The following is a 22,629-nucleotide window of genomic DNA, read 5'->3' on the forward strand; positions in this document are numbered from 1 at the left end:
ATCGGCGCAGTGTGAATGACCCGACAGTGTCGGGCTGTAAGCATCAGGCAGTTTTTTGCAGACCGGCAACGGTGCGCGGCATGCCGACAAACCCTGGTAAGGCTTCGATCCGCGCCAGCCAGGCGCGGATGTTGGCGTAGTCCTCCAGGGACACGTTGCCTTCTGGCGCATGGGCGATGTAGCTGTAGGCCGAAACGTCGGCAATGGTTGGCTCGGCGCCAGCCAGATATGGCGTTGCTGCCAGTTCCTGATCGATCACTTTGAGCACGGTGTGGGAATAAGCGATCACCTCTTCAGCGTTGTAAGCCGCACCAAACACCGTGATCAGCCTCGCTCTGGCGGGGCCAAAGGCAATCGGCCCAGCGGCAATCGACAACCAGCGCTGAACCTTGGCCGCCCCGACCGGATCGGCTGGCAGCCAACGGCCGTTGCCATATTTTTGCGCCAGATAAACCAGAATCGCGTTGGAGTCGGCCAGCACCACGCCTTGATCATCGATGACCGGAATTTGACCAAAAGCGTTGAGCGCGAGGAAATCCGGCTGTTTGTGCGCGCCCTTCGGCAAGTCGACAAAGATCAGCTCGGTCGGTAGCTGCAGCAGGGACAGCATCAGCTCCACACGGTGAGCGTGGCCGGAACGAGGGAAGTTGTAGAGTTTGATCGCTTGCATGGTCGACTCCGCTGGATGGTGGCGCTGTTGAACAGTGTTCAGCACCGATGGGGCGCTATCTTCCACCCGCAACCAAAACAACAGAATAACCAGCTAACGCAATCCATTATTTCACTAGGTGAAATAAACAATCACGCCTGCAAGGACGGATGCTCACGCAGCGCGCTCACCGCAAAATCCACAAAGCTGCGAATCCGCGCTGGGGCCTTGCGCCCGCCCTGATAGACCACATGGATAGGCAATGGCGGCAGTTCGAAGTCCGCCAGAACGATTTCCAACTCACCGGAGGCGACTTTGCTCGCGACCTGATAAGACAGAACCCGGGTCAACCCCAAACCCAGGCATGCCGCCGTAATGGCCGCCTGATTGGCCGTCACCACCAGGCGCGGCGCTGGTCGAACACTCAGCGGCTCTCCCCCTTCGAGGAACGGCCAGGTTCTCGCCTGACCGATAGAGGACGTTGCAATAACCGGCGCCTGAGCCAGATCCTGAGGATGGCGAGGTCGACCGTGGGCCGTCAGGAAGTCCGGGGAGCCACATATCACCCGCCGAACCTCACCCACGCGAATCGCGTGCTGATTACTGTCGGGCAACTCACCGATGCGCACGGCGACGTCGATACCCTCCTCGACCATGCTGACCACTCGATCGACCAGCAACCCATTGATGCTGACTTCTGGAAATTGCGTCAGATAATTCACCATCACGGGCGTGACAAACAGCTCTCCGAACAACACCGGCGCGGTAATTGTCAGTTGCCCACGCGGTTGAGCATGACTGCCCGCCGCCGAATCCTCGGCTTCCTGCACCTCGGCGAGAATCCTCCGACAGTCTTCCAGGTAACGCTGACCCGCCTCGCTCAAATGCACACTGCGGGTGGTGCGCGTCAGCAGCAACGTGCCGATGCGTTTCTCCAACGCCGCCACGGCGCGAGTCACACTGGCTGCCGACAGGCCCAAACGCCGCGCCGCCGCCGAGAAGCCTTGATCTTGGGCGACGGCAGCGAAGACCTGCATTTCCTGGAATCGGTCCATGGGCGTGTCCTCAATTCAGATAAAAAAAATCGCAACCGTAGGCTGCGATTTTTAATGCTTCCATCACCTGTGGATAACTTATTCCACCGTCACCGACTTCGCCAGATTTCGCGGTTGGTCAACGTCGGTGCCTTTCAATACGGCAACGTAATACGAGAGCAACTGCAGCGGAATGGTGTAGAGGATCGGCGACAGGATGTCGTGGATGTGCGGCATTTGCACAACATGAGTGCCTTCGCCATTGGTCATGCCAGCTTGTTCGTCTGCGAAGACGATCAGCTCGCCGCCACGGGCGCGGACTTCCTGGAGGTTGGATTTCAACTTCTCCAGCAGTTCGTTGTTCGGTGCCACGGTGACCACTGGCATATCGTTATCCACAAGCGCCAACGGGCCGTGTTTCAGCTCGCCGGCCGGATAGGCTTCGGCGTGGATGTAGGAGATTTCCTTGAGCTTGAGCGCCCCTTCCATCGCCACCGGGAATTGCGCGCCACGACCGAGGAACAGGGTGTGGTTTTTCTCGGCGAACAGCTCGGCGATTTTTTCGACGGTACCGTCCATGGCCAGGGCTTCGCCGAGGCGGGTTGGCAGGCGACGCAGCTCTTCAACCAATGTGGCTTCGACGCCTTTGGCCAACGTGCCGTGAACCTGGCCCAAGGACAGGGTCAGCAACAGCAGACCGACCAACTGAGTGGTAAAGGCTTTGGTCGAGGCCACGCCGATTTCGCGACCGGCCTGGGTCAGCAGAGTCAGATCGGATTCACGCACCAATGAGCTGATGCCGACGTTGCAAATCGCCAGGCTCGCGAGGTAACCCAACTCTTTGGCGTTACGCAGAGCGGCCAGGGTGTCGGCGGTTTCACCGGACTGGGAGATGGTCACGAATAGCGTGTCGGCCTGCACCACCACCTTGCGGTAGCGGAATTCGCTGGCGACTTCGACCTGGCACGGGATGCCGGCCAGTTCTTCGAGCCAGTAACGGGCAACCATACCGGCGTGGTAGCTGGTGCCGCACGCGACGATCTGTACGTTACGCACTTTGGCGAACAGCTCGGCTGCCTGTGGACCGAACGCTTGTACCAGCACGCCGTTCGGACTCAGGCGACCTTCCAGCGTGCGCTGCACCACGGCCGGTTGCTCGTGAATTTCCTTGAGCATGAAGTGGCGGAATTCACCCTTGTCGGCGGCTTCGGCACCATCGCGGTACTGCACCGACTCACGTTCGACGACTTGGCCGCTAACGTCCCAGATCTGCACGCTGTCGCGGCGAATTTCGGCGATATCGCCTTCTTCCAGGTACATGAAGCGATCAGTGACCTGGCGCAGGGCCAACTGATCGGAAGCCAGGAAGTTTTCACCCATGCCCAGACCGATGACCAGCGGGCTGCCACTGCGGGCGGCGACCAGACGATCCGGTTGCTGAGCGCTGATGACCGCCAGACCGTAAGCACCGTGCAGCTCTTTGACAGTAGCCTTCAGGGCCACGGTCAGATCAGGCAGATCCTTGAGTTTGTGGTTCAACAGGTGAGCAATGACTTCGGTGTCGGTGTCGGAGGTGAACACGTAACCCAAGGCTTTCAGTTGCTCGCGCAGGGCTTCGTGGTTCTCGATGATGCCGTTGTGCACCACCGCCAGATCACCGGAGAAATGCGGGTGAGCGTTGCGCTCGCACGGCGCACCGTGTGTGGCCCAGCGGGTGTGGGCGATACCCAGGCGGCCGACCAGCGGTTCTTCGGCCAGCGCCAGTTCCAATTCACTGACCTTGCCCGGGCGACGCAGGCGCTCAAGCTTTTGGTCATTGGTGTAGACCGCTACACCGGCACTGTCATAGCCACGGTATTCGAGGCGTTTCAGGCCTTCGAGCAGGATGGCGGTGATGTTACGTTCTGCGACTGCGCCGACAATTCCACACATGCTATTTCTCCTGACTGACAGCCGCGAGGATCAAGTTGATTCCGCGGGCCTGAATCTGATCCCGTGCCTCTAGCGGCAGGCGATCATCGGTAATAAGGGTATGGACGCTGCTCCAGGGCAGCTCCAGGTTGGGAATCTTGCGGCCGATCTTGTCGGCCTCCACCATGACAACCACTTCCCGGGCGACTTCAGCCATGACCCGGCTCAGTCCCAGCAGTTCGTTGAAGGTGGTGGTACCGCGAACCAGGTCGATGCCATCGGCACCGATGAACAACTGGTCGAAATCGTAAGAGCGTAGGACCTGCTCGGCCACCTGCCCCTGAAAGGACTCGGAATGCGGGTCCCAGGTGCCGCCGGTCATCAACAGTACCGGCTCATGCTCAAGTTCGCTCAAGGCATTGGCGACATGCAGGGAGTTGGTCATCACGACCAGGCCCGGCTGCTGCCCGAGTTCCGGAATCATCGCCGCCGTGGTGCTGCCGCTGTCGATGATGATCCGCGCATGCTCACGAATCCGCGCAACGGCGGCGCGCGCGATAGCCTGTTTGTATTTGGACACCGGCTGACCAAGGTCGGCCACCAGCTCTTGAGGCAGGGTGATCGCTCCGCCATAACGGCGCAGCAGCAAACCGTTGCTCTCAAGCGCCGCGAGATCTTTGCGGATCGTAACTTCCGACGTTTCGAAGCGCTTGGCCAGCTCATCCACACTGACTTCGCCCTGCTCATTGAGCAAGGCGAGGATGTTGTGACGGCGCTGAGGTGTATTGCGTTTCGACATGACTTGGTAAGTTTCGATTCGAAAGATAACGGAAGCAATAAAAACCTATTGTCGAAACTTCGTCAAGCGTGGGGCGATAAAAAGACCTGTGGATAACCCAAAAAAGATCGCAGCCTGCGGCAGCTCCTACAGAGTGAACACGAACTCCCTGTAGGAGCCGCCGAAGGCTGCGATCTTTTGCTCTTCAAGACCTGTGGATAACTTAGCTCTTCTTGATTTTCTCAGGCCGCTTCCAGCCATCGATATTCTTCTGCCTCGCACGGCCCACGGCCAACTGCGCGTTATCCACATTCTGCGTAATGGTCGAACCAGCAGCAGTCGTCGCACCTGAAGAGATATCCACAGGCGCAACCAACGAGTTGTTGGAACCGATGAACACATCTTCGCCCAGCACGGTTTTCCACTTATTGACGCCATCGTAGTTGCAGGTAATGGTGCCCGCGCCGATGTTGGTACGCGCGCCGACCTCGGCATCACCCAGATAGGTCAGATGACCGGCCTTGGCGCCCTCGCCGAGATGAGCGTTTTTCAACTCAACAAAGTTACCCACATGTGCTCGTGCTTCCAGCACAGTACCTGGACGCAAACGAGCGAACGGGCCGGCATCGCTGCCTTCGCCGAGAATCGCGCCTTCGATGTGGCTGTTGGCCTTGATCACCACACCTTTGCGCAGGGTGCTGTCCTTGATCACGCAGTTCGGGCCGATCACCACGTCGTCCTCGATCACGACCTTGCCTTCGAGGATCACGTTGATGTCGATCAGCACGTCGCGGCCGACGGTGATTTCACCGCGCACATCAAAACGAGCCGGGTCACGCAGTGTCACGCCTTGAGCCATCAAACGACGACCGGCGCGCAGCTGATAGTGACGCTCAAGCTCGGAAAGCTGCTTGCGGTCGTTAGCGCCCTGCACTTCCATGGCGTCATGCGGTTGCTCGGTGGCCACCACCAGGCCGTCGCTGACTGCCATGGCGATCACGTCGGTCAGGTAGTACTCGCCCTGGGCGTTGTTGTTCGATAGGCGGCTCATCCAGCCAGCCAATTGCGCGAACGGCAGCGCCAGAATGCCCGTGTTGCCTTCAGTAATCGCTCGTTCGGCTTCGTTGGCGTCTTTCTGCTCAACGATGGCTGTCACTTTGCCGTCAGCGTTGCGGACGATGCGGCCATAGCCGGTCGGGTCGTCCAGTTCTACTGTCAACAAACCCAGTTGTTGCGGCGCTACTTGCTTGAGCAAACGCTGCAGGGTCTCGACTTCGATCAATGGCACGTCACCATAAAGAATCAGGACAGTGTCGGACTCAATGAAAGGCACCGCTTGAGCAACGGCATGGCCAGTCCCAAGCTGTTTGTCCTGCAGGACGAAATTCAGATCATCAGCCGCCAGACGCTCGCGCACTGCATCGGCGCCATGGCCGATCACTACGTGGATGCGCTGTGGATCAAGTTGCCGGGCGCTGTGGATAACATGGCCGAGCATCGAGTTGCCGGCAATCGGATGCAGAACTTTCGGCAGTGCCGAACGCATGCGAGTGCCCTGACCAGCAGCGAGGATAACGATTTCTAAAGACATGACTGGCTACCAATCCTGGATGGTCAGCGGCTGCGACCAGGTTATGAATATCTAAAAAGAAAAAAGGGTAGCCGAGGCTACCCTTTTTAATCAATCGCACAACAAGCAGTGGCCTATTAGTGGCCGAACTTCTTGCGGATCTGCTGGACGGTGCGCAGCTGAGCTGCAGCCTCGGCCAGACGTGCGGCAGCAGAACCGTAATCGAATTCTGCACCACGGTCATGCAAGGCCTTCTCGGCAGCCTTAACGGCTTCCTGAGCGGAGGCTTCGTCCAGGTCGGCAGCACGTTGCACAGTGTCGGCAAGTACCTTGACCATGTTCGGCTGAACCTCGAGGAAACCGCCAGAGATGTAATACACCTCCTCTTCCCCGCCCTGCTTGATCAGGCGGATCGGGCCCGGCTTGAGATTAGTGATCAGCGGCGCGTGACCCAGGGCGATACCAAGATCACCCAGTGCACCGTGCGCAACCACCATCTCGACCAGGCCGGAGAAGATTTCCCCTTCCGCGCTGACGATATCGCAATGGACTGTCATAGCCATCTGATTGCCTCAACCTAAATTAGCGCCCGTTGCCGGGCGCCGGGATTACAGTTTCTTGGCTTTCTCGATCGCTTCTTCGATGCCGCCGACCATGTAGAACGCTTGTTCTGGCAGGTGGTCGTAGTCACCGTTGAGGATGCCTTTGAAGCCAGCAATGGTGTCTTTCAGGGAAACGTATTTACCCGAAGCACCGGTGAAGACTTCAGCCACGAAGAACGGCTGCGACAAGAAACGCTGGATCTTACGAGCACGGTTTACCAACTGCTTGTCGGATTCCGACAGCTCGTCCATACCCAGGATCGCAATGATGTCCTTCAGTTCTTTGTAACGTTGCAGAACATACTGTACGCCGCGAGCGGTGTCGTAGTGGTCCTGGCCGATTACGTTCGGGTCCAGCTGGCGCGAAGTCGAGTCGAGTGGATCGACCGCTGGGTAGATACCCAGGGAAGCGATGTCACGGGACAGAACGACGGTGGCGTCCAAGTGGGCGAAAGTGGTCGCTGGCGACGGGTCAGTCAAGTCATCCGCAGGTACGTATACCGCTTGGATCGAGGTGATCGAACCGTTTTTGGTCGAAGTGATACGCTCTTGCAGAGTACCCATCTCTTCGGCCAGGGTCGGCTGGTAACCTACTGCGGAAGGCATACGGCCCAGCAGTGCGGATACTTCAGTACCGGCCAGGGTGTAACGATAGATGTTGTCGACGAACAGCAGAACGTCGTTACCTTCGTCACGGAACTTCTCGGCCATGGTCAGGCCGGTCAGTGCTACGCGCAGACGGTTACCCGGCGGCTCGTTCATCTGACCGTAAACCAGTGCCACTTTGTCCAGAACGTTGGAATCCTTCATCTCGTGGTAGAAGTCGTTACCCTCACGAGTACGCTCACCCACACCGGCGAACACGGAATAACCGCTGTGCTCGATGGCGATGTTACGGATCAGTTCCATCATGTTTACGGTTTTGCCTACACCGGCACCACCGAACAGACCGACTTTACCACCCTTGGCGAACGGGCAAACCAGGTCGATAACCTTGATGCCGGTTTCCAGCAGGTCGTTGCCGCCAGCTTGTTCAGCGAAGGTTGGCGCAGGACGGTGAATGCCCCAGCGCTCTTCGGTGTCAATCGGGCCAGCTTCGTCGATCGGGTTGCCCAGTACGTCCATGATCCGGCCCAGGGTCGCTTTACCGACCGGTACGGAGATGGCTGCGCCGGAGTCCTTGACTTCCAGACCGCGCTTCAAGCCTTCGGTGGAACCCATCGCAATGGTACGAACCACGCCGTCGCCCAGCTGTTGCTGAACTTCGAGAGTAGTCCCGGCCGCGCTTTGTACCAACAGCGCGTTGTAGATGCTCGGTACGCTGTCGCGTGGAAATTCCACGTCGATAACGGCGCCGATGATTTGAACGATACGTCCGCTACTCATAGCTGGATCCTCTGAATATTTGAACCGTTAAACCGCGGCAGCGCCGCCGACGATTTCCGAGATCTCTTGGGTGATCGCAGCCTGACGCGCCTTGTTGTAGACCAGCTGCAAATCGCTGATCAAATCACCGGCGTTGTCGGTAGCGTTCTTCATCGCGATCATCCGCGCAGCTTGTTCAGCCGCGTTGTTCTCGACCACCGCCTGGTAGACCTGCGACTCGACGTAACGGACCATCAAGCCGTCAAGCAGCTCTTTGGCATCCGGTTCGTAGAGATAGTCCCAGTGGTGCTTGAGCGATTGATCCGGGGTTGCCTCCAGTGGAATCAACTGCTCCACAGTAGGCTGTTGCGTCATGGTGTTGATGAACTTGTTGGACACCACGGACAGGCGATCAATACGGCCGTCCAGGTAGGCATCCAGCATCACCTTGACGCTGCCAATCAGATCATTGATCGACGGCTCTTCACCCAGGTGGCTGATAGCTGCAACGACGTTACCGCCGAAGTTGCGGAAGAAAGCCGCACCCTTGCTACCAACAACACACAGATCGATCTCGACGCCGTTTTCGCGGTTTACCGCCATGTCCTTGACCAGGGCCTTGAACAGGTTGGTGTTCAAGCCACCACACAGACCACGGTCACTGCTCACTACGACATAACCGACGCGCTTGATTTCACGCTCGATCATGAAGGGGTGGCGATATTCCGGGTTGGCGTTGGCCAAATGACCAATAACCTGGCGGATGCGCTCCGCGTAAGGACGGCTAGCAGCCATGCGCATTTGTGCCTTGCGCATTTTACTGACCGCCACTTTTTCCATGGCGCTGGTAATCTTTTGCGTGCTTTTGATGCTCGCAATCTTACTGCGAATCTCTTTTGCGCCTGCCATGTAACACCTATCAGGTTAGCAAGCGGGAGCCTTGCGGCTCCCGCTGCGGCTTACCAGGTTTGGGTGGCCTTGAACTTCTCGATACCGGCTTTCATGCCAGCGTCGATTTCGTCATTGAAGTCACCCTTCACGTTGATCTTCGCCATCAATTCGGCGTGATCGCGGTTGAAGAAAGCAATCAGCGCTTGTTCGAAGCTGCCGATCTTGGCGATTTCAACGTCAGTCAGGAACCCACGCTCAGCGGCATACAGCGACAGCGCCATGTCAGCGATCGACATTGGTGCGTATTGCTTCTGCTTCATCAGCTCGGTAACGCGCTGACCATGCTCAAGTTGCTTACGGGTCGCTTCGTCCAGGTCAGAAGCGAACTGGGCGAATGCCGCCAGTTCACGGTACTGAGCCAGAGCGGTACGGATACCACCGGAGAGCTTCTTGATGATCTTGGTCTGAGCGGCACCACCCACACGGGATACCGAAACACCGGCGTTCACAGCAGGACGGATCCCGGAGTTGAACATGGCCGATTCCAGGAAGATCTGACCGTCGGTGATGGAAATCACGTTGGTCGGAACGAACGCGGAAACGTCGCCAGCCTGGGTTTCGATGATCGGCAGTGCGGTCAGGGAACCGGTTTTGCCGGTCACTGCGCCGTTGGTGAACTTCTCTACGTATTCTTCCGAAACGCGGGATGCGCGCTCCAGCAGACGGGAGTGGAGATAGAACACGTCGCCTGGGTAAGCTTCACGGCCTGGTGGACGGCGCAGCAGCAGGGAAATCTGGCGGTAAGCCACTGCTTGCTTGGACAGATCGTCATAAACGATCAGCGCGTCTTCACCGCGGTCGCGGAAGAATTCACCCATGGTGCAACCGGAGTACGGTGCCAGGAACTGCAGTGCTGCAGATTCCGAAGCGCTCGCGGCAACGACGATGGTGTTAGCCAGTGCGCCGTTTTCTTCCAGCTTGCGAACCACGTTAGCGATGGTCGATTGTTTCTGACCGATCGCTACGTAGACGCAGAAAATACCGCTGTTTTTCTGGTTGATGATCGCATCGATCGCCAGAGCGGTTTTACCGATCTGACGGTCACCGATGATCAGCTCACGCTGGCCACGGCCGACAGGAATCATGGCATCGACAGCCTTGTAGCCAGTCTGTACAGGCTGGTCTACCGACTTACGCCAGATCACGCCTGGAGCAACTTTCTCGACCGCATCGGTCTCGGTGTTGTTCAGCGGACCTTTGCCGTCAACTGGGTTACCCAGTGCGTCGACTACGCGACCCAGCAGTTCCTTACCAACCGGAACTTCGAGGATGCGGCCAGTGCACTTGGCGCTCATGCCTTCAGCCAGAGACTGGTAGGAGCCCAATACAACGGCACCTACGGAGTCTTGCTCCAGGTTGAGAGCCATACCGAAGACGCCGCCCGGAAACTCGATCATCTCGCCGTACATTACGTCGGCCAGACCGTGAATCCGCACGATACCGTCAGATACGCTGACGACAGTGCCTTCGTTACGGGCTTGGGAGGTCACATCGAGCTTGTCGATGCGGCCCTTGATAATTTCACTTATTTCGGAAGGATTGAGTTGCTGCATTGCTCTGCTGCCCCTTCAAACTCAAGATTTCAATGCTTCGGCAAGGTTCGCGAGTTTGCCGCGAATCGAGCCATCGATTACCAGGTCGCCGGCGCGGATGATGACACCACCAATCAGGGCAGCGTCCTCCGCAACTTGCAGGCGCACTTCCCGGTTGAGTCGTGCACTGAGAACCTTGGCGAGTTTGTCTTGCTGTTCTTGGTTCAATGCGAAAGCACTGGTTACGTCCACGTCTACCGATTTCTCTTGTTCGGCCTTGTACAGGTCAAACAGAGCGGCGATCTCCGGCAAAAGCGGGAGACGGTCGTTTTCGGCAACGACGTGAATGAAGTTCTGTACCTTCACATCAAACTTGTCGCCACACACGTCGATAAACGTGGTGGCCTTATCTGCGCTCGTCAGTCGCGGGGCCTTGAGCACGCGCTGCATAGTGTCGTCTTGCGACACTGCTGCAGCCAGGCCGAGCATGGCTGACCAAGAGGCCAGCTGCTTGTGGGACTGGGCGTGCTCGAAGGCTGCCTTAGCGTAAGGTCGGGCCAACGTGGTCAATTCTGCCATGATCGCCCTCGCTTAAATTTCAGCAGCCAGTTTGTTAACCAGCTCCGCGTGCGCGTTTTGATCGATTGTGGCACCCAGGATCTTCTCGGCGCCGCCAACGGCCAGAGCACCCAATTGGGCACGCAGCGCGTCTTTGACACTGTTCAGTTCCTGCTCGATCTCGGCCTGAGCCTGAACCTTCACACGGTCAGCGTCGATACGGGCTTTTTCAACAGCCTCTTCGACGATCTGATTACCGCGTTTCTTGGCTTGCTCAATGATTTCGGCTGCCTGAGCTTTAGCTTCGCGCAGTTGTTGACCCGCTTTATCTTGGGCCAACTCCAGGTCGCGAGCTGCTCGGGCGGCAGCGTCCAGTCCATCCGCGATCTTCTTCTGACGTTCGTGCAAAGCCGCGATGACCGGAGGCCACACGAACTTCATGCAAAACAGTACAAAAATGAAGAACGCAACGGACTGGCCAATCAGGGTTGCATTAATGTTCACGCCAACACCTCGCTCGTTCGTTGCACATCAAACCAATCACTCGAAGGTTCGAGTGATTAGCCAGCGAGTTGACCAACGAATGGGTTCGCGAAGGTGAAGAACAGAGCGATACCAACACCGATCATGGTTACGGCGTCGAGCAGACCGGCAACGATGAACATTTTGACTTGCAGCATTGGAACCATCTCTGGCTGACGCGCTGCGCCTTCCAGGAACTTGCCACCCAACAGGCCGAAACCAATTGCGGTACCCAGTGCGCCCAGGCCGATCAACAGTGCAACAGCGATAGCGGTTAGACCAACTACAGTTTCCATCTTTCCTCCCGACTTTTACGTCGTATGGTTTAGGTTTTTTAGATTTTAAAGCGGTAAAACAAATCGTTTCATAGCCCTGTTCGGGCACCCACTCGTTTGACCGAGTGGGACATCAGACTAGTCGAGACTGGTCTTAATGGTTCTCTTCGTGCGCCATCGACAGGTAAACGATGGTCAGCATCATGAAGATAAACGCCTGCAGGGTGATGATCAGGATGTGGAACACAGCCCACGCCCACTGCAGAACTACGCCCAGGCCGCTAAGCCAGAGCAGACCACTGCCGAACATCACAGCGATCAGAATGAAGACCAGCTCGCCGGCGTACATGTTGCCGAACAGACGCAGTGCCAGAGAGATTGGCTTGGCGATCAGTGTCACGAACTCCAGCAGGAAGTTCACCGGGATCAGCAGGGCTTGAAGAAAGATGTTCTTGCTGCCGAAAGGGTGCAGGGTCAGTTCGCCGATGAAGCCGCCGATGCCCTTGACCTTGATGCTGTAGAAAATGATCAACGCGAACACCGACAGGGCCATGCCCAGGGTAGCGTTCGGGTCAGTGGTCGATACGGCACGGAACGGAATGTGCGAATCGCCAGTGATCAGGATGGCCAGCTGAGGAATCCAGTCGACCGGGATCAGGTCGACGGCGTTCATCAGGAAGACCCAGACGAAGATGGTCAGTGCCAGCGGTGCAATCACTGGACTACGGCCATGGAAGCTGTCTTTCACGCTGCCATCGACGAATTCGACCAATACTTCAACGAAGTTCTGCAAAGCACCAGGCTGACCGGAAGTCGCCTTCTTTGCCGCCATGCGGAAAAGAAGAACGAAGATCAGACCCAACGCGACCGACCAGCCGAGAGTATCGACGTGGAAAGCCCAGAAGCCCATTTCTTTGGCTTCTGCTGCGGTGTGGGCAAAACCCCACCCGCCAGTTGGGTGCTGACCGAAGGTCAGGTTCTGCAAGTGGTGCTGGATATAGCCCGAAGCGGTTGTCTCTGCCATGGTTGCCTCAAACGCCCTAAGGTCTCGAAAGTCTTGTTCTCATCAGCAGGGGCGCGAACCAGCTGACCAGTTGGGTCAACACGAAGACGCCGAATACAGCTAGCGGCGCCAATGGCTTCACACCTGCAAACGTCAATGCAAAGAGCACTGCCGTCAAAATTAGTTTGCCCGCCTCGCCGGCATAAAAAGACCGGACGATGGCTTGAGCTGCTCGGGCGCCGGAAAACCGAAATGCCCTGTGAGCGAAATAAACATTGGGTAGCAAGGCTATCAGGCCTCCGCAGAGTCCTGAGTACCCGGCTACGACTCCATGCCAGTACCAGAGCGCCAAAGCGGCCAGTACCAAAACGACAAATTGAGCCAGTAGGACCGGAAAAACTGCCAGGCGATGGAACGGCAAGCGGTTTGGCGTGCGGCTCTCCATCGTTTTTGCTCCCCAATGATCGGCTGCCAGAATTCAATAACTTGGCATAATTTGTGCCGACAAAATGCGCGCAGAGTATAGGGGCGGTTCTGCCCCTATTCAACTGTCAGGTAGTGATTTCCGACTGCACGCTACATGAGGAAATGTTTCAGCGAATGTGTGCAAGCACACCTTGAAGCTCATCGAGGGAGTTGTAACCGATCACCAACTGCCCCTTCCCCTTTTTCCCGTGTCGGATCTGCACCGCAGAGCCTAGGCGCTCAGCCAGACGCTGTTCGAGTCGAGCAATATCCGGGTCCGGCTTTACCGGTTCAGCAGGTTCCTGTTTACCACTCAACCACTGGCGAACCAGTGCTTCAGTCTGGCGTACAGTCAGCCCCCGTGCGACAACGTGTCGCGCCCCTTCAACCTGTTGATTTTCCGGTAAACCGAGCAAAGCACGGGCATGACCCATTTCCAGGTCGCCGTGGGACAGCATGGTTTTGATGACTTCCGGCAACGCGATCAAGCGTAGCAGGTTGGCCACGGTCACGCGGGATTTGCCCACGGCTTCGGCCACTTGTTGCTGCGTCAGCTGGAATTCCTGCTGCAAACGCTGCAAAGCCACCGCTTCTTCGATCGGATTGAGGTCTTCGCGCTGGATGTTCTCAATCAGCGCCATGGCGATCGCAGTTTCATCCGGTACATCACGAACCATCGCCGGGATGGTTTCCTGGCCAGCCTGCTGGCTGGCGCGCCAGCGGCGTTCACCGGCGATGATTTCGAAGCGACCGCTGCCAATCGGACGAACCACGATGGGCTGCATCACGCCCTGAGCCTTGATCGACTGCGCCAGCTCTTCCAGCGCCTGGGGATCCATATCCCGGCGCGGCTGGTACTTGCCGCGCTGGATCAGGTCCAGGGGCAGGTGCTGCAGCTCACGCTGATCAGCCTGCACCGCTTGTTCTTCCAGCGAGCTGACAGTCGGACCACTCAGCAGTGCATCCAGTCCACGTCCGAGACCTCGTTTCTTGACGGCCATGGGGATTCCTTAAGTTGCCTGAGCAGCGGCAGTGCGTGAGTTTTTGCGTTGACGACGAACCATCTCGCCCGCCAATGCCAGATAGGCAATGGCGCCCCGCGATGATTTGTCGTACGCCAGCGCCGGCATGCCATAGCTTGGTGCTTCAGCCAGGCGGATGTTGCGCGGAATCACCGTGTCGTAGAGCTGCTCGCCGAAGTGTTCCTTGAGCTGCGCCGAAACATCGTTCATCAGGCTCAGGCGCGGGTCATACATGGTCCGCAACAGGCCTTCGACTTTCAGGTTCGGGTTCAGCAACTCAGCGATGCGCTTGATGTTATCCACAAGGTCGCTCAAGCCTTCGAGCGCGAAGTACTCGCACTGCATGGGGATAATCACCCCATCAGCGGCGACCAAAGCGTTCAGCGTCAGCATCGACAGCGACGGCGGGCAGTCGATCAAAATGTAATCGTAGTTTTCACGGATCGGCGCCAACGCACTGCGCAGACGGCTTTCCTTCATCTGCATTTCCAGCAGAACCACTTCGGCCGCGGTCAGGTCGCGGTTGGCCGGCAGCAGTTGGTAACCACCGTGCTCGGAGTAGTGCATGGCCTGGGCCAGATCGCATTCGCCGATCAGCAGGTCGTAGACCGAGTTTTCCAGGCCGTGTTTATCCACACCGCTACCCATGGTGGCGTTGCCCTGTGGATCGAGATCGATCAACAGCACCCGACGCTTGGTAGCGACCAGGGAAGCTGCGAGGTTGATACAGGTGGTGGTCTTGCCCACACCGCCCTTTTGGTTCGCTATCGCGAATACCTTAGCCATTCTTGCTTGTGTTCCCAATCATGCCGTGCGGCGCAGTATCAGCAGATGGCGTTGGCCTTGGCAACCGGGTACGGCCAGGGCGTGTTCGCTATCGAGGTGGAAGTCTGCCGGCAATGCTACCAGCTCATCGGCGGGATGAACGCCCTTCATTGCCAGCCAACGTGTTTCGGTGTCGCCGAGGTGGCGAGTCCAGTTGCTGAAGTTCTCCATGCTGCTGAACGCCCGGGAAATGATCCCGTTGAATGGCTGATCAGGCTGAAAAGCTTCGACGCGGCTGTGGATAACTTGCAGGTTATCCAGTTTGAGTTCGAGTTTGACCTGAGTCAGGAAGCGGGTTTTCTTGCCGTTGCTGTCCAGGCAGGTCACTTGGGACTCTGGAAACAGGATGGCCAACGGAATACCCGGCATGCCGCCACCGCTGCCAACGTCCAGCCAGCGACCGTTTTCGACGAACGACATCACGCTCAAACTATCGAGCAAGTGACGGGAAACCATTTCATCCGGATCGCGTACGGCAGTCAGGTTGTAAGCCTTGTTCCATTTTATCAACAGGGCCAGATAACCCAGCAGCTGCGCGTGCTGGGTTTCTGTCAGCGTGACACCGAGCTGGCGAGCACCTGTGGATAACTCTTCTGCGTGTTGCGAGGTGACCAACGAACTCAAGCGCTTTGCTCCAACTGACGGCCCGCGCCGCGTTTTTTCAAATGAATCATCAACAGCGAAATCGCTGCCGGCGTCACACCCGGGATACGCGATGCCTGGCCCAAAGTCTCTGGACGGGTCGCACCGAGCTTGCTCTGAATCTCTTTGGAGAGACCGGAAATATTCGTGTAATCGATATCCACAGGCAGTTTTGTGTCTTCGCTGGCCCGCAGGCGAGCGATTTCATCCTGCTGACGATCGATGTAACCGGCGTATTTGGTCTTGATTTCAACCTGCTCGGCGACTTGTGGATCTTCTGCGCCGCCACCGGTCACGGCAATCAGACCAGCGTAGTCGATTTCCGGACGGCTCAGCAGATTGAGCAAGTTGTATTCGTGGGTCAGCGGCGTGCCGAACTTCTCGGAAATCGCATCGCCTTGCTCGGTGCCTGGGCGAACCCAAGTACTTTTCAGGCGTTGCTCTTCGAGCGTGATGCTTTCGCGTTTGGTGCAGAACGCAGCCCAGCGCGCATCATCCACCAGACCCAGTTCGCGACCTTTTTCGGTCAAGCGCAGGTCGGCGTTGTCTTCGCGCAGGATCAGGCGGTATTCGGCTCGGGACGTGAACATCCGATACGGTTCCTGGGTACCGAGAGTAATCAGGTCGTCGACCAACACTCCGATGTAAGCCTCGTCGCGACGCGGGCACCAGGCATCTTTGCCCTGTGCACGCAGTGCAGCGTTGGCCCCGGCCAGCAAACCCTGGGCGCCGGCTTCTTCGTACCCGGTGGTGCCGTTGATTTGCCCGGCGAAAAACAGACCGCCGATGACTTTGGTTTCCAGGTTGTACTTCAGGTCACGCGGGTCGAAGTAATCGTATTCGATGGCGTAACCCGGACGAACGATGTGCGCGTTTTCCATGCCGCGGATCGATTGCACGATCTGCAGTTGCACGTCGAACGGCAGGGATGTGGATATCCCGTTCGGGTACAGCTCGTTGGTCGTCAGGCCTTCCGGTTCGATGAAAACCTGATGGCTTTCCTTGTCGGCAAAGCGATGGATCTTGTCTTCGATCGACGGGCAGTAACGCGGCCCGATACCTTCGATCAACCCTGCGTCGGAATACATCGGCGAACGGTCGAGGTTCGCCGCGATGATCTCGTGGGTACGGGCGTTGGTATGGGTAATCCAGCAACTGACCTGTTTCGGGTGCTGTTCTTTGGAACCCATGAACGACATCACCGGGATCGGGGTATCGCCTGCTTGCTCGGTCATCACCGAGAAATCCACAGAACGACCGTCGATACGCGGCGGTGTCCCGGTTTTCAGGCGACCGACGCGCAATGGCAATTCACGCAAACGGTGAGCCAGGGCGATCGACGGTGGATCACCGGCACGGCCACCGGAAAAATTCTGCAGGCCGATGTGGATAAGTCCACCGAGGAAGGTGCCAGTGGTCAACACCACGGAGTCCGCGAAGAAACGCAGGCCCATTTGGGTGACAACACCGCGCACTTGTTCCTGCTCGACGATCAGGTCGTCGGCGGCCTGTTGAAATATCCACAGGTTCGGCTGGTTTTCAAGGATTTCGCGGACAGCTGCCTTGTACAGAACCCGGTCAGCCTGAGCGCGGGTTGCCCGCACGGCCGGGCCTTTGCGGCTGTTCAATACGCGAAATTGAATACCACCTTTGTCGGTAGCCATGGCCATCGCGCCGCCGAGGGCATCGATTTCCTTGACCAGATGGCTTTTGCCGATCCCACCGATAGCGGGGTTGCAACTCATGGCACCGAGGGTTTCCACGTTATGCGTCAGCAACAGGGTTTTTGCACCCATGCGTGCTGAGGCCAGTGCTGCCTCGGTACCGGCATGACCGCCGCCGATGACGATCACTTCAAAACGGGAAGGGAAATCCACCACGCACCTCGTGCCTGCTTCAGTTAGGTAATCAGGAATAGTTTGAGCTCAGGTTTTTGGACCTGGTCGGCAAGTATAGGGACTTCGCCCTTCCTAAAGAACCCTTTGCACAAAATTTAACCAGCTGTGGAGAAGTCGCGGTTATAGAAATTAAAAAGAAAGAAATTTATTAAATCTTTGTTTTTATGTTTATTTCTACTGAGGCACATTTCTGTGGATAGATCTCTACAGGCCTTTATATTCAATATGTACAGAGATTCAAAACCCTGTGGTCATGTGCCAAGGAGGCCCTTGGATAACCGGTTTAAGCCTGTGGATGAAAGGGGTGCTTATCCACAGGGGCGGTTATCTTCAGTTTTGAGGCCCTGTTATCAACTGCCCTTAGAGGCAGTTATTCACAGGGCTTAATCCACAGAAAACTGCTGAATAAGCAAATCCAGGGCACGGGAAATCCGCTCAAGCAGAAAGAATCTGCTCAGCACTGGAAGAGAATTCGAGAAAAAGGAGGGAACAGACAGGCACGAATGGCCTGTCTGTGGACAACGGGGAAGATTATTTACCGATGCAGAAGCTGGAAAAGATCCGTCCCAGCAAGTCATCGGAGCTGAATGCGCCGGTGATTTCACCCAAAGCGTGTTGGGCTTGTCGCAAATCCTCGGCCAGCAGTTCACCGGCACCGGCCAGGGTCAGCTGCGCACGGCCATGCTCGAGGGAGGCACTGGCATGACGCAACGCATCCAGGTGACGCCTGCGAGCGCTGAAGCTGCTCTCCGAGGTCTGTTCGTAGCCCATGCAGGCCTTGAGATGGTCACGCAGCAATTCCAGCCCTTCACCTGCAGATTTGGCGCTCAGGCTGATAGTGACGTGGCCATCCTCGCTGACTTCCAGGGCAATGGCTTCGCCAGTGAGGTCAGCCTTGTTTCGGATCAGCGTGACTTTCGCTGGATCGGGACGGATTTCCAGAAATTCAGGCCATAACGCGAACGGATCAAGTGCCTCAGGAGCCGTAGCATCGACCACCAACAGGACGCGATCAGCCTCGCCGATCGCTTTCAGAGCCCGTTCGACACCGATTTTTTCTACCTGGTCGTCGGTATCTCGCAGACCTGCGGTGTCGACCACGTGCAGCGGCATACCATCGATGTGGATATGTTCACGAAGAATGTCCCGGGTGGTGCCGGCGATCTCGGTGACGATCGCGGCTTCACGACCGGCCAGTGCATTCAACAGGCTGGATTTACCGGCATTCGGCCGGCCGGCGATCACCACGGTCATCCCGTCACGCAGCAAGGCACCCTGCCCGGCTTCGCGTAGTACGGTGGATAACTCGTCACGCACTTTGTCGAGCATGCTCAGTACGTGACCATCGGCGAGGAAGTCGATTTCTTCTTCAGGGAAGTCGATCGCCGCTTCGACATAGATGCGCAGGCCAATCAATTGCTCGGTGAGGTTATGCACACGCTCGGAGAATGCACCCTGCAAGGAACGCAGGGCATTTCGCGCAGCCTGTGCAGAACTTGCTTCGATCAAGTCAGCGATAGCCTCGGCCTGAGCCAGGTCGAGTTTGTCATTGAGGAACGCGCGCTCGCTGAATTCACCCGGCCTGGCCAACCGACAGCCTAGTTCCAGGCAACGCTTGAGCAGCATATCCAGAACTATCGGACCGCCGTGGCCCTGGAGTTCCAGCACATCTTCGCCGGTGAACGAGTTCGGTCCCGGAAAATACAGGGCGATGCCTTGATCCAGCACCTCATCGTTTTCACTGAGGAACGGGCCGTAGTGGGCAAACCTTGGCTTGAGTTCACGACCGCTGAACGCCTTGGCCGCAACACTCGCCAGCGGCCCGGAAATACGGACGATGCCCACTCCGCCGCGACCTTGAGCGGTGGCGACGGCGGCGATGGTTTCACGAGGAACGCTCATAAACCGTTATCCAGACAAAAGTGACAGATAGCAAAACGCCCCACTAGGGGGCGTTTTGAGTGGTTATCCACAGTGTAAATCAGGCAGCTGCTTTGGTAGCCGCTTCGATCTTACGAGTGATGTACCACTGTTGGGCGATCGACAGGCAGTTGTTCACTACCCAGTACAGCACCAGACCAGCCGGGAACCACAGGAAGAAGAAGGTGAAGATGATTGGCATCAGCTTCATCACCTTGGCCTGCATCGGATCCGGAGGAGTCGGGTTCAGCTGCTGCTGGATGAACATGGTTGCACCCATGATGATCGGCAGAATGAAGAACGGATCCTTGATCGACAGGTCAGTAATCCACAGCATGAACGGCGCTTGGCGCATTTCAACGCTTTCCAGCAGAACCCAGTACAGCGAAAGGAAAACCGGCATCTGCACGAGGATTGGCAAGCAACCACCCAGCGGATTGATCTTCTCTTTCTTGTACAGCTCCATCATGGATTGCGACATCTTCTGCCGGTCGTCGCCATGTTGCTCTTTCAGCGCGGCCAGTTTCGGTGCCACTGCACGCATGCGCGCCATGGATTTGTAGCTGGCAGCCGACAGCGGGAAGAAGATCCCCTTGATCAGCATGGTCAGGAAGATGATCGACCAGCCCCAGTTACCGACCAGCGCGTGGATGTGTTGCAGCAGCCAGAAGATTGGCTGGGCAATGAACCACAGAATGCCGTAGTCGACGGTCAGTTCCAGACCTGGGGACAACTCTTTCAGCACGGCCTGACTTTTCGGACCGGCATACAGAACGGCACTGGTCTCGGCTTTTGCACCTGCCGCGACAGTCATTGCCGGAGCGGTGTAGCCGATGATGTAGTTGCCTTTGCTGTCTTTACGGGTCTGGACGAGGTTGTTCTCGCCTTTCGCCGGAATCCACGCGGTCACGAAGTAATGCTGCAACCATGCAACCCAACCACCGTTAACGGCTTCTTTCAGCTGAGCCTTGTCCATGTCCTTCATGGACACTTTCTTGTACGGCTCGTTACTTGTCCACAGGGCGGCGCCCAGGTAAGTCGCGGTGCCGGTGGCAGTGCTGGAAGAAGGATCGGAGCTGGCGTCACGCTTCAATTGCGCGAACATTGCACCGGACCAGGGCTGAGCACTCTGGTTATCGATCAGGTAGGAAACGGTTACGTCATACAGGCCACGTTTCAGGGTGAAACGCTTGATGTAGTTGACGCCGTCCTTGCTGAACTTCAGGTCTGCGACCAATTGGTCCTGACCGTCAGCCAGTTGGTAAATCTTCTTCTCCGAGGAGTAAACCGGACGGCCGGCAGGACTGGCGTCCGGACCGTTGGTGCCGATCAGACCGCTCTGGGCCAGATAAGTCCGCTCGTTGCCGTTATCGAACAACTGGAATGGAATTTCCGGATGGTCCTGGCGACGTGGATACAGCGGCAGCGTCAACTGCGCAACATCACCACCTTGTGGATCGATTGCCAGGTTGAGCACATCCGTTTTGATCTGGATGAGGTCTTTGTTTGCAGCTACTGGAGTTTCAGCAGGTGCAGTTGCACTGGTATCGCTTGCGGCGCGTGGAATGTCGTCACTGACAGAAGCATTATTGCCAGTCGCCGTATCCGGTAGGCCCGGTGCGGTAGTACTGGAAGCAACATTCTGAGTCGGCAGGGCAGCCTGGCCATAGTCCTGGTTCCATTTAAGAACCATAACGTAGGACACGATTGCCAGGGCGACGATCAGGATCGTGCGTTTGATATCCATGATTACTCGGCCATCGAAGAAGAACGGGAGGTAGGGATAGATGGAACCGGGTCATAACCACCGGGATTCCACGGATGACAGCGACCTAAACGACGAAAGGCCAGCCAGCCACCGCGCAGAAGGCCATGATTTTCTATGGCTTCATACGCGTAGCAGGAACAACTGGGGTAGAAACGACAGTGACTGGCCATCAGAGGACTAATGGCATAGCGATAAAACTGGATCGGAACGAGTGCCAGTTTACGCATCGGGACTGTCTACCCCTACAGTTTCGGTTTTAACTGCTGGTACTGGCGTGCTGCGTGCCAGACGCTTCCAGAGTTTGCCGAAATGCTGAATCAATTCGGGGTTTTCTACGTCACCCAAACCTTTGCGCGCGACGATAACGATGTCCCAGCCGGCCAGTGAGTCCTGGTTCAGACGGAACGATTCGCGCATCAGACGTTTGAGGCGATTGCGCTCGACGGAGAGCTTTACGCTCTTTTTCCCGATAACCAGCCCGAGACGGGGGTGATCAAGATCGTTGTTGCGCGCAAGGAGCAGGAGATTTTTCCCCGGAACCTTGCCGGTAGGGGAGTCAAAGACTGCCTTGAAATGCCGGGGAGTAAGCAGACGCTTTTCCCGACTGAAGTCCTGACTCACCTCCAGTGCCGGATTATCAAACTGCCAGACGCGCACGACCTTTGGCGCGACGACGCGACAGGACGGCGCGACCGTTTTTGGTAGCCATGCGAGCACGGAAACCGTGGGTACGAGCGCGTTTGATAGTGCTTGGTTGGAAAGTACGTTTCATTGTCGTGTTACCTGGTTCGTCCACAACGGGCCGGAATGGCCCCCGTTTTAAGAGACCGGGGATTCTAGAGAAAGCAAGCCTCTAGGTCAATTTCCAACCAGCGTTTCCTTATAAATAGATCTCCAGAGGTTTTTCCTGCCGAGCTCCTTGGCTAGATATAGAAATTAAGAAAGAAAGTATTTAAAGCTTTTCTGTAAAGCTTATAAAAGCTAGGGGCACGATCATCTGTGGATAACTGCCATTAGCCCTTTAAAGTCGTGATGTACAGAGAATGACAAGTACGGTGGAAAACGGTGGTAAGCCTGTGCTGCGCTGTCGGATAAGCTGTGTGTGAAAGGGACACTTATCCACAGGGTGGTTATCCACCGAGTTTCCCCCCCACTTGTACAACGACCTTAGACCCGGTTATCCACAGAGCTTATGCACAGACCGCTGGTCGTCTTTTTTTCGTATAAATCGCTGATTCTTCATGGATGGTGAACAACCTTCGTGTGGATAAGTCGGGGCTTGGTCGGCTACAATGGCCGCTTGTTTTTGCCTCACCGGCTTTCAACTTAGGGGATATCC

At 56.9% G+C, this 22,629-nt stretch carries 23 protein-coding genes; all 23 read right to left on the reverse strand.

From position 1 onward, the window contains the following. Positions 1–43: 43 nt before the first annotated feature. The 23 genes from ACA079_RS32355 to rpmH all read right to left on the reverse strand — a co-directional run bounded on the left by ACA079_RS32355 (position 44) and on the right by rpmH (position 22,062). Positions 44–670 (reverse strand): glutathione S-transferase family protein, encoded by a 627-nt coding sequence (locus tag ACA079_RS32355; protein ID WP_497702160.1) that lies wholly within the window; start codon positions 668–670, stop codon positions 44–46. Between the two features lie 131 nt (positions 671–801). Continuing rightward, positions 802–1,704, reverse strand: coding sequence for a LysR family transcriptional regulator (locus ACA079_RS32360; RefSeq protein ID WP_497702161.1), 903 nt, complete (start codon positions 1,702–1,704; stop codon positions 802–804). A gap of 78 nt (positions 1,705–1,782) precedes the next feature. Continuing rightward, a complete protein-coding gene (glmS, locus tag ACA079_RS32365; RefSeq protein WP_497702162.1) occupies positions 1,783–3,615 on the reverse strand; it encodes a glutamine--fructose-6-phosphate transaminase (isomerizing) in 1,833 nt (610 codons plus the stop codon). A 1-nt stretch (position 3,616) separates the two neighbouring features. Next, positions 3,617–4,393, reverse strand: coding sequence for a DeoR family transcriptional regulator (locus ACA079_RS32370; RefSeq protein WP_497702163.1), 777 nt, complete (start codon positions 4,391–4,393; stop codon positions 3,617–3,619). A 202-nt stretch (positions 4,394–4,595) separates the two neighbouring features. Beyond that, on the reverse strand, positions 4,596–5,963 hold the full coding sequence (gene glmU, locus ACA079_RS32375; RefSeq protein ID WP_497702164.1) for a bifunctional UDP-N-acetylglucosamine diphosphorylase/glucosamine-1-phosphate N-acetyltransferase GlmU: 1,368 nt from the start codon (positions 5,961–5,963) through the stop codon (positions 4,596–4,598). Between the two features lie 116 nt (positions 5,964–6,079). Beyond that, complete coding sequence (locus ACA079_RS32380; RefSeq protein WP_008155716.1) at positions 6,080–6,505, reverse strand: F0F1 ATP synthase subunit epsilon; 426 nt, start codon at positions 6,503–6,505, stop codon at positions 6,080–6,082. A gap of 45 nt (positions 6,506–6,550) precedes the next feature. Continuing rightward, the gene (gene atpD, locus ACA079_RS32385; protein WP_056738513.1) at positions 6,551–7,930 is read right to left on the reverse strand and encodes a F0F1 ATP synthase subunit beta; all 1,380 of its coding nucleotides are present in this window, start codon (positions 7,928–7,930) and stop codon (positions 6,551–6,553) included. Positions 7,931–7,957: 27 nt separating this feature from the next. Then, positions 7,958–8,818: a F0F1 ATP synthase subunit gamma gene (atpG, locus tag ACA079_RS32390; protein ID WP_033059680.1), complete on the reverse strand. Its 861-nt coding sequence runs from the start codon at positions 8,816–8,818 to the stop codon at positions 7,958–7,960. A 50-nt stretch (positions 8,819–8,868) separates the two neighbouring features. Continuing rightward, on the reverse strand, positions 8,869–10,413 hold the full coding sequence (gene atpA / locus ACA079_RS32395; protein WP_033059681.1) for a F0F1 ATP synthase subunit alpha: 1,545 nt from the start codon (positions 10,411–10,413) through the stop codon (positions 8,869–8,871). 21 nt (positions 10,414–10,434) lie between these two features. Further along, positions 10,435–10,971 (reverse strand): F0F1 ATP synthase subunit delta, encoded by a 537-nt coding sequence (locus tag ACA079_RS32400; protein ID WP_150642177.1) that lies wholly within the window; start codon positions 10,969–10,971, stop codon positions 10,435–10,437. A 12-nt stretch (positions 10,972–10,983) separates the two neighbouring features. Continuing rightward, positions 10,984–11,454, reverse strand: coding sequence for a F0F1 ATP synthase subunit B (locus ACA079_RS32405; RefSeq protein WP_008027535.1), 471 nt, complete (start codon positions 11,452–11,454; stop codon positions 10,984–10,986). A gap of 56 nt (positions 11,455–11,510) precedes the next feature. Further along, complete coding sequence (gene atpE / locus ACA079_RS32410) at positions 11,511–11,768, reverse strand: F0F1 ATP synthase subunit C (RefSeq protein ID WP_002555987.1); 258 nt, start codon at positions 11,766–11,768, stop codon at positions 11,511–11,513. A gap of 133 nt (positions 11,769–11,901) precedes the next feature. Then, positions 11,902–12,771, reverse strand: coding sequence for a F0F1 ATP synthase subunit A (atpB, locus tag ACA079_RS32415; protein WP_347803508.1), 870 nt, complete (start codon positions 12,769–12,771; stop codon positions 11,902–11,904). Positions 12,772–12,787: 16 nt separating this feature from the next. Next, entirely contained in the window at positions 12,788–13,195 is a 408-nt protein-coding gene (locus ACA079_RS32420; RefSeq protein ID WP_007948092.1) for a F0F1 ATP synthase subunit I, read from the reverse strand. Between the two features lie 148 nt (positions 13,196–13,343). Further along, positions 13,344–14,216 (reverse strand): ParB/RepB/Spo0J family partition protein, encoded by an 873-nt coding sequence (locus ACA079_RS32425; RefSeq protein ID WP_008027541.1) that lies wholly within the window; start codon positions 14,214–14,216, stop codon positions 13,344–13,346. A gap of 9 nt (positions 14,217–14,225) precedes the next feature. Then, positions 14,226–15,023 carry a ParA family protein gene (locus tag ACA079_RS32430; RefSeq protein WP_008155709.1) on the reverse strand — a complete coding sequence of 266 codons (798 nt, stop codon included), beginning with the start codon at positions 15,021–15,023 and terminating at the stop codon, positions 14,226–14,228. 18 nt (positions 15,024–15,041) lie between these two features. Next, positions 15,042–15,686, reverse strand: a complete 645-nt coding sequence (rsmG, locus tag ACA079_RS32435; RefSeq protein WP_033059687.1) for a 16S rRNA (guanine(527)-N(7))-methyltransferase RsmG — start codon at positions 15,684–15,686, stop codon at positions 15,042–15,044. Next, on the reverse strand, positions 15,683–17,581 hold the full coding sequence (mnmG, locus tag ACA079_RS32440; protein WP_134421082.1) for a tRNA uridine-5-carboxymethylaminomethyl(34) synthesis enzyme MnmG: 1,899 nt from the start codon (positions 17,579–17,581) through the stop codon (positions 15,683–15,685). The genes rsmG and mnmG overlap by 4 nt, the downstream gene beginning before the upstream one ends. A 552-nt stretch (positions 17,582–18,133) precedes the next feature. Continuing rightward, a complete protein-coding gene (mnmE, locus tag ACA079_RS32445; RefSeq protein ID WP_497702165.1) occupies positions 18,134–19,504 on the reverse strand; it encodes a tRNA uridine-5-carboxymethylaminomethyl(34) synthesis GTPase MnmE in 1,371 nt (456 codons plus the stop codon). Between the two features lie 79 nt (positions 19,505–19,583). Next, positions 19,584–21,269 (reverse strand): membrane protein insertase YidC, encoded by a 1,686-nt coding sequence (gene yidC / locus ACA079_RS32450; protein ID WP_497702166.1) that lies wholly within the window; start codon positions 21,267–21,269, stop codon positions 19,584–19,586. Positions 21,270–21,271: 2 nt separating this feature from the next. Further along, positions 21,272–21,517: a membrane protein insertion efficiency factor YidD gene (gene yidD, locus ACA079_RS32455; RefSeq protein ID WP_074872215.1), complete on the reverse strand. Its 246-nt coding sequence runs from the start codon at positions 21,515–21,517 to the stop codon at positions 21,272–21,274. Continuing rightward, positions 21,510–21,911 carry a ribonuclease P protein component gene (gene rnpA / locus ACA079_RS32460; RefSeq protein WP_031319201.1) on the reverse strand — a complete coding sequence of 134 codons (402 nt, stop codon included), beginning with the start codon at positions 21,909–21,911 and terminating at the stop codon, positions 21,510–21,512. The genes yidD and rnpA overlap by 8 nt, the downstream gene beginning before the upstream one ends. Positions 21,912–21,927: 16 nt before the next feature. Further along, complete coding sequence (rpmH, locus tag ACA079_RS32465; protein ID WP_003213577.1) at positions 21,928–22,062, reverse strand: 50S ribosomal protein L34; 135 nt, start codon at positions 22,060–22,062, stop codon at positions 21,928–21,930. Between the last annotated feature and the right edge of the window lie 567 nt (positions 22,063–22,629).

Source organism: Pseudomonas sp. LBUM1645 (assembly GCF_059716185.1).

Bases quoted from the DNA above. Each gene is read 5' to 3' on its own strand.
- yidD (WP_074872215.1), bottom strand. From the start codon at position 21,517: ATGCGTAAACTGGCACTCGTTCCGATCCAGTTTTATCGCTATGCCATT.
- mnmE (WP_497702165.1), bottom strand. From the start codon at position 19,504: ATGAGCGTTCCTCGTGAAACCATCGCCGCCGTCGCCACCGCTCAAGGT.
- ACA079_RS32430 (WP_008155709.1), bottom strand. From the start codon at position 15,023: ATGGCTAAGGTATTCGCGATAGCGAACCAAAAGGGCGGTGTGGGCAAG.
- atpE (WP_002555987.1), bottom strand. From the start codon at position 11,768: ATGGAAACTGTAGTTGGTCTAACCGCTATCGCTGTTGCACTGTTGATC.
- ACA079_RS32355 (WP_497702160.1), bottom strand. From the start codon at position 670: ATGCAAGCGATCAAACTCTACAACTTCCCTCGTTCCGGCCACGCTCAC.
- ACA079_RS32420 (WP_007948092.1), bottom strand. From the start codon at position 13,195: ATGGAGAGCCGCACGCCAAACCGCTTGCCGTTCCATCGCCTGGCAGTT.
- atpD (WP_056738513.1), bottom strand. From the start codon at position 7,930: ATGAGTAGCGGACGTATCGTTCAAATCATCGGCGCCGTTATCGACGTG.
- ACA079_RS32380 (WP_008155716.1), bottom strand. From the start codon at position 6,505: ATGGCTATGACAGTCCATTGCGATATCGTCAGCGCGGAAGGGGAAATC.
- ACA079_RS32400 (WP_150642177.1), bottom strand. From the start codon at position 10,971: ATGGCAGAATTGACCACGTTGGCCCGACCTTACGCTAAGGCAGCCTTC.
- glmS (WP_497702162.1), bottom strand. From the start codon at position 3,615: ATGTGTGGAATTGTCGGCGCAGTCGCAGAACGTAACATCACCGCCATC.
- atpG (WP_033059680.1), bottom strand. From the start codon at position 8,818: ATGGCAGGCGCAAAAGAGATTCGCAGTAAGATTGCGAGCATCAAAAGC.
- yidC (WP_497702166.1), bottom strand. From the start codon at position 21,269: ATGGATATCAAACGCACGATCCTGATCGTCGCCCTGGCAATCGTGTCC.
- ACA079_RS32360 (WP_497702161.1), bottom strand. From the start codon at position 1,704: ATGGACCGATTCCAGGAAATGCAGGTCTTCGCTGCCGTCGCCCAAGAT.
- ACA079_RS32370 (WP_497702163.1), bottom strand. From the start codon at position 4,393: ATGTCGAAACGCAATACACCTCAGCGCCGTCACAACATCCTCGCCTTG.
- glmU (WP_497702164.1), bottom strand. From the start codon at position 5,963: ATGTCTTTAGAAATCGTTATCCTCGCTGCTGGTCAGGGCACTCGCATG.
- rpmH (WP_003213577.1), bottom strand. From the start codon at position 22,062: ATGAAACGTACTTTCCAACCAAGCACTATCAAACGCGCTCGTACCCAC.
- atpB (WP_347803508.1), bottom strand. From the start codon at position 12,771: ATGGCAGAGACAACCGCTTCGGGCTATATCCAGCACCACTTGCAGAAC.
- atpA (WP_033059681.1), bottom strand. From the start codon at position 10,413: ATGCAGCAACTCAATCCTTCCGAAATAAGTGAAATTATCAAGGGCCGC.
- ACA079_RS32425 (WP_008027541.1), bottom strand. From the start codon at position 14,216: ATGGCCGTCAAGAAACGAGGTCTCGGACGTGGACTGGATGCACTGCTG.